Origin of the sequence: Planktothrix sp. FACHB-1355 (genome assembly GCF_014748295.1) — a bacterium.
Classification (GTDB): Bacteria; Cyanobacteriota; Cyanobacteriia; order Cyanobacteriales; family Aerosakkonemataceae; genus Aerosakkonema; species Aerosakkonema funiforme_A.
This window is the reverse complement of the sequence record NZ_JACJUP010000482.1, coordinates 1-4,689: the sequence shown is the minus strand read 5'-3', so window position 1 is coordinate 4,689 and position 4,689 is coordinate 1. Positions and strand designations below refer to the sequence as shown.

General features: G+C 39.5%; 10 protein-coding genes. 1 reads left to right on the top strand and 9 read right to left on the bottom strand.

Translation table 11 applies throughout. The features are described 5' to 3' along the window. From H6S82_RS18885 to H6S82_RS18845, 9 genes are all read right to left on the bottom strand, one after another. Positions 1-190, bottom strand: a 190-nt coding sequence (locus H6S82_RS18885) for a hypothetical protein (RefSeq protein ID WP_199317913.1), incomplete at its 3' end; no start/stop codon positions are given. A gap of 19 nt (positions 191-209) precedes the next feature. Continuing rightward, positions 210-563: a hypothetical protein gene (locus H6S82_RS18880; RefSeq protein WP_190461608.1), complete on the bottom strand. Its 354-nt coding sequence runs from the start codon at positions 561-563 to the stop codon at positions 210-212. Continuing rightward, on the bottom strand, positions 560-859 hold the full coding sequence (locus H6S82_RS18875) for a hypothetical protein (protein ID WP_190461674.1): 300 nt from the start codon (positions 857-859) through the stop codon (positions 560-562). Before H6S82_RS18875 ends, H6S82_RS18880 begins: the two co-directional genes overlap by 4 nt. A 45-nt stretch (positions 860-904) precedes the next feature. Beyond that, entirely contained in the window at positions 905-1,456 is a 552-nt protein-coding gene (locus H6S82_RS18870; RefSeq protein WP_190461610.1) for a Uma2 family endonuclease, read from the bottom strand. 97 nt (positions 1,457-1,553) lie between these two features. Then, positions 1,554-1,952, bottom strand: coding sequence for a hypothetical protein (locus H6S82_RS33635; RefSeq protein WP_242057014.1), 399 nt, complete (start codon positions 1,950-1,952; stop codon positions 1,554-1,556). Between the two features lie 25 nt (positions 1,953-1,977). Continuing rightward, on the bottom strand, positions 1,978-2,250 hold the full coding sequence (locus H6S82_RS18860; RefSeq protein WP_190461613.1) for a hypothetical protein: 273 nt from the start codon (positions 2,248-2,250) through the stop codon (positions 1,978-1,980). 95 nt (positions 2,251-2,345) lie between these two features. Continuing rightward, the gene (locus H6S82_RS18855; protein WP_190461615.1) at positions 2,346-2,549 is read right to left on the bottom strand and encodes a hypothetical protein; all 204 of its coding nucleotides are present in this window, start codon (positions 2,547-2,549) and stop codon (positions 2,346-2,348) included. Beyond that, positions 2,546-2,890 carry a hypothetical protein gene (locus tag H6S82_RS18850; RefSeq protein WP_190461616.1) on the bottom strand — a complete coding sequence of 115 codons (345 nt, stop codon included), beginning with the start codon at positions 2,888-2,890 and terminating at the stop codon, positions 2,546-2,548. The genes H6S82_RS18855 and H6S82_RS18850 overlap by 4 nt, the downstream gene beginning before the upstream one ends. A gap of 128 nt (positions 2,891-3,018) precedes the next feature. Beyond that, entirely contained in the window at positions 3,019-3,600 is a 582-nt protein-coding gene (locus H6S82_RS18845) for a hypothetical protein (protein ID WP_190461618.1), read from the bottom strand. A gap of 67 nt (positions 3,601-3,667) precedes the next feature. Between H6S82_RS18845 and H6S82_RS18840 the strand changes: the two genes are divergently transcribed. Then, positions 3,668-4,681 carry a hypothetical protein gene (locus tag H6S82_RS18840; RefSeq protein ID WP_190461620.1) on the top strand — a complete coding sequence of 338 codons (1,014 nt, stop codon included), beginning with the start codon at positions 3,668-3,670 and terminating at the stop codon, positions 4,679-4,681. Positions 4,682-4,689: the final 8 nt, after the last annotated feature.

The window sequence follows — 4,689 nt, the reverse complement described above, 5'->3', positions numbered from 1 at the left end:
ATGTTTCTATAGCCTGCTGATATTGCCCTTGCTTTGTCTCTTCTGTCGCTTGCCTTATAAGTTGTGTTACTTCTTCAATCTGCGAATTTTGAATTTCACTTTGCCCCCAACTAGGTCGAACCATCAGCGGAACAGTCAGAGGTGTCAAACAAACACCCAAAGCCAAAACACCGCTAATAATTATTTTCATCGCCCTCATCTCACCGAACCTATATAAACCAGTTTTCCACTTGAAGTTCGAGAAAATCTGCGTAATCTGACACATTGTTTGTGACAAGAATCAGATTATTAACTTTGGCAATAGCAGCAATTTGACCATCTACAAAAGGAGGCGTTTTCCCTAAGTAGTTTTGATTCAGATCTTGCACTACGCACTCACCCGCCTCAGAATCAATTCTGAGGCTCATAGCGAAAGTCGTCTGAAGACGACTGAAAAATGATTTTAGTCCTCTTAAGAGGACTTTTGCTATTAGCCTGGGGTTTGAACCCCAGGCGGGCGATGCAATTGGTGCAAGATCTAAGTCTGAAATAATATTGGTATCTACCAAGAAAAGTAAAGTCACAAAATTACCTCACGACTGGGTGATTTATCCCGCAATCCCTCAAAAAAATCATCATCAATACCTAATTCTTCGACATTATTTTCTTGGCGAAACTCTTCTAGCCGTTCCCAGAATGATGCCTTAGCTGAAACAACCACTTCCTCAACAGGAATTATTTTACCATCTCTGCTATGAGTAAGTCCCGCTTCCACTGTTTGCCTAACGTAAATTGCATACATCAAGTCATCCCAGGTAGAGTTTTCAGGTAAGCTATCTATTAATCGTCGAGCTTCTTCTTTGATATTGACGGTTTCCATAATTTCCCTCGCAATAAACTTTACTTAAAATTTACTAGCCATTAACTAAAACACTTGCGGCCAAATTTCCGAAATCGGCAATTCCCAACCAGGAAATAACTCTGGGATAGTCAGCATATCATTTTCAGTTAACACAATTGCCTCACCCGTAGAGCGATAAACCGTCACAGTTAGTTTATCCGGGTCAATTAATATTCCCACCTGCGTACCGAGTTCTAAAAACATTTGAATCTTCTTTTGTAGAGGCGGAATGCTATCGGAAGCCGACTTTACTTCTACCATCAAATCGGGGACAATTTCGGCAAAAGAACGCGGTAATGGATTGAGTCGTGCAGCAGAAACAAAAGATACATCCGGCCCTCGTAAATTGCCATTTGGCAATCTAAATCCGGCACTTGACCCAGTAACATAACCGAGTTGGCGCGGTAGCACCCAGCTTTGCAGCAAAAATATCAATCGAGCGATAATAACTTCAGATATATAATCTGATAAACCCATAACTTGAATTTTCCCATCTACCAGTTCGAGTTTATAATCAAGTTGTTTTTCTTGTAAAATTAGCTGTAAATTTTCTAAGTCTTCGACAGTGAGATTCATCTTTATGCCTCCCCAGCATTTCGATTACATTGGCATCAGTAATTTCCTGTTATCTTCTGAAATAATATTGGCAATACCAAAAAACGAACTTACAAAATCACGTCTCGACCGGGCGATTTATCCGCACCCCCTCAAAAATTTCGTCAAATGGCTTATCTTCATCAGGCGATACTGCCACTAACTTAACAACAGGTTGACCGTCTTTTTCTATCACAACTTCTTCGCCACGAATTGCCGCTTCTATTAATTTAGGAAAATTTAGCCTCGCCTCACGATAGGCATTTTCTTCTCTTTCTAACTCTTCCATAGTTCTGATAAAATCGTCTCTACCTTCCCAACCACTTTCTATAAATTCCTTCATCTTTTGCAACTTTTCCTCATTACTCATTTGCGGAATCACCTCAATTTTGAGATTCACCTCTTGACCATCAGGAATATTAATTTCCTTTGAAAGCTCAATTATTTTTCCGCGTTTGATGCCTTTGATTTCGATCATGTTATTTCCTCTTCTAACCAATCTTCTAATTGCAAACCTGTAATTCATTTATTTTCTGTTGTTGCAATTGGCGATCCATCTGACGTTCTTTTTCCAAGACTTCGCCTATTTTAGCCCATTTTTCTCTATCTTCATCAGTAAGCTTTTCCAAAAAATCTTTCATTTTTTTTGATTTTTCTTCATTACTCATTTGCTGAATCATTTCTATCTCGACATCCACCTCTTGAGCGTCAGGAATATTAACGTCCTCTGACAGTTCGATCGTTCTCCCTCGTTTGATGCCTTTGATTTTCATCATTTATTTCCTCTCTCACATTCATTTATTTTTCGTCGTTACATTTGGCGATCGAGTATTAATCTTCACTCTGCCAGTTACCGAATAGTTGTTTCCTCCTACTCCTGAATTTGTGCGGCTTTTCGTCTGGCATTCCCTCTTTGCCGCGCCTCTTCAAAACTGCGATTATTCTCAGCTTCTAGCATGGTATTCAATTCATCCAAGTTAGCGATCGAAACATCCCATTGTTTGATAGTTTCGCGCATTCTAGCAACGGAACGCGCCCTAGTTTCTGGGTCAGGAATTCTGGGTTGATGAGTCATAGTAAATTCCAGTTACTCTTAATTTCCCGAACATTAGCAGCGGTGGCTGCTAATGCACTTGTCGCCTCATTAATAGAGCGGGCAAGTAATTCCAGCATATCACGACTTGCCACAGGTTGGGCGTCATAAATACGCCGCAAAGTTACGGAAAACCGCGAATAATATAAATCTGCACGTTCTCGAATACTTTGTAGTTCTTCTAACTCTGGAATTGTTTCGTCTGTCTCGCCGAACTGCTCTAGTAATGTAAATTCTACAGATCTTGCTTCGTCGATTTGCTCTAATAACTGCTGCTGTAAACTTAGAACAGTTTTCAGTGTTTCTGCTGGTAATTGTGCCATTTATACCTTCTGGTGGTGTAACAATTGGCATTATACCATTCAGTAAAAAAATAATTGCAGTTAAGGCTTTAGGATTTTCATTTTCATGTTATCCTCCCTGCTACTATCTAATAGCTTACACGATTAACCTAATACGGCGTTGCCTTAATAGCCATCGTCCTATTTTGCCAATCAAACTGAATTTCATCTACTACAAAAGACCTATTTTTTGACACCGCTAAAATCCCTTTCAACTCATCTTTATCAACTACAGGTGGCTTCAACTTCACTTCACCTTTACCTTGTTGCAAATGAAAATCATCTAGCTGAAGAGGTTTCCAAATTTGTTGAACCCCTGCGGCTGCAACACCGTCACCGCGAACAACCTGACGCCCATCAGTTTTGTAAACTACAGCATTCTTGCTGAATTCTATCTTCTCAACTTGACTGAGGGAATAAGGAGTAGTTTTCTCTCCTTGGATTAATAACTTTTGCGATTTGGTATCGATTTCCGCTACCTTACCATCTATTTTGTCACCGTTTTTGAGAGAAACTACGGCCAAATTAGGTAAAGCAACGGGTACTAATGCCTCATCCACCTTGGCTTGTGCTTGTGCAGCAGGTAAATTTCCCCTCCCTACATCATTACCGCTTGAGGCGCGGCTGCATCCTCCTAACTGCGGCGCTGTCGCTACAAGTGCCACAACTAATATATTTAAAAAAGCTTTCATAGCGTCGGCAATTTTTTTACTGAGCTACACTTATTTATTATATTTCATCTACCATTTGAGCGATTTTGTGTCCCCAACTCCCGAACCTACCAAGGAACCAAATATTTTAGGTAAAGTTGCCAGCATTGTTGGTTTATTGGGTGCTGCCCTTTTCTTTACTGGTTGGATTTATCGCTGGTCTTATTTCTACTTTTTTCAGTTGGAAATAACAACGCTAGATTTACCGCCCCAATCATTTCTAGTAGTTCCATTACAAGTATTTTTCGGAAGTTTCGCATCTGTGGATAGCTTCTGGCAATTAGGTAAAACAGTATTGGTTGCTATTGTCACGTTTATCTTGATTCAACTAACACTATGGTTGCTGCAATTTCTCAGCATTTTGATTGCCAAAATACTCAGATGGTTGCAATTTTTAATTGCTTTGGTGTTAGCAGGATTGATTTGGTTGACTATCAGGTTAATTGAATATTTTAACAAACAATTAGGCAAGTACCAAAAGAAGTCTAGTTCTAAACTTGTTTCTCCCACTCAAAAACCGAGGTTATTAAAAATTATTATTTGGTTACAATTACTAGCGGATTTTATCATTAATAAGCTGAGTGCGATTAAATTTAACCCGATTAATTTTCGTCAATCTTTTTTGGATGAAATTATCATAGTTATAGGAATTCTGATTGCCCTATTTTTGCTAGCGCGGGATCGAGGTACGATCGATGCGCGACGAGATGCTGGCCCAAATTCTACTTTACCTGTTGTCACTTTGGTAACGCCTGAAAACCGTTTACCATTAGGACGAAAACTGGAAAATGAGTTTATAAATCCTTCTTTGAAAGGCTATCGTATTATTGGCGATCGAGGTTTATTTAGAAATATACTAGGACAAGAACAAACAGATACTACTAATCCCAAAAAGCCGATCGTTTGGCGTTTACTCATGGAACGTGGCGGATGGATTTATCTATTTCCCGCTTTACCAGAAAATGCCAAAGCAGAGGATCGTCCTGTGATTATCGCGATTCAAGAAAGTACATTAGGCGAACAATTATTGATTCTTAGTCCCGATGTGTCGAAAAAGCGATAATCGCATCT

Excerpts from the sequence above, each read along its gene's own strand:
- H6S82_RS18875 (WP_190461674.1), bottom strand. The coding sequence starts at position 859 with ATGGAAACCGTCAATATCAAAGAAGAAGCTCGACGATTAATAGATAGC.
- H6S82_RS18870 (WP_190461610.1), bottom strand. The coding sequence starts at position 1,456 with ATGAATCTCACTGTCGAAGACTTAGAAAATTTACAGCTAATTTTACAA.
- H6S82_RS33635 (WP_242057014.1), bottom strand. The coding sequence starts at position 1,952 with ATGATCGAAATCAAAGGCATCAAACGCGGAAAAATAATTGAGCTTTCA.
- H6S82_RS18860 (WP_190461613.1), bottom strand. The coding sequence starts at position 2,250 with ATGATGAAAATCAAAGGCATCAAACGAGGGAGAACGATCGAACTGTCA.
- H6S82_RS18855 (WP_190461615.1), bottom strand. The coding sequence starts at position 2,549 with ATGACTCATCAACCCAGAATTCCTGACCCAGAAACTAGGGCGCGTTCC.
- H6S82_RS18850 (WP_190461616.1), bottom strand. The coding sequence starts at position 2,890 with ATGGCACAATTACCAGCAGAAACACTGAAAACTGTTCTAAGTTTACAG.
- H6S82_RS18845 (WP_190461618.1), bottom strand. The coding sequence starts at position 3,600 with ATGAAAGCTTTTTTAAATATATTAGTTGTGGCACTTGTAGCGACAGCG.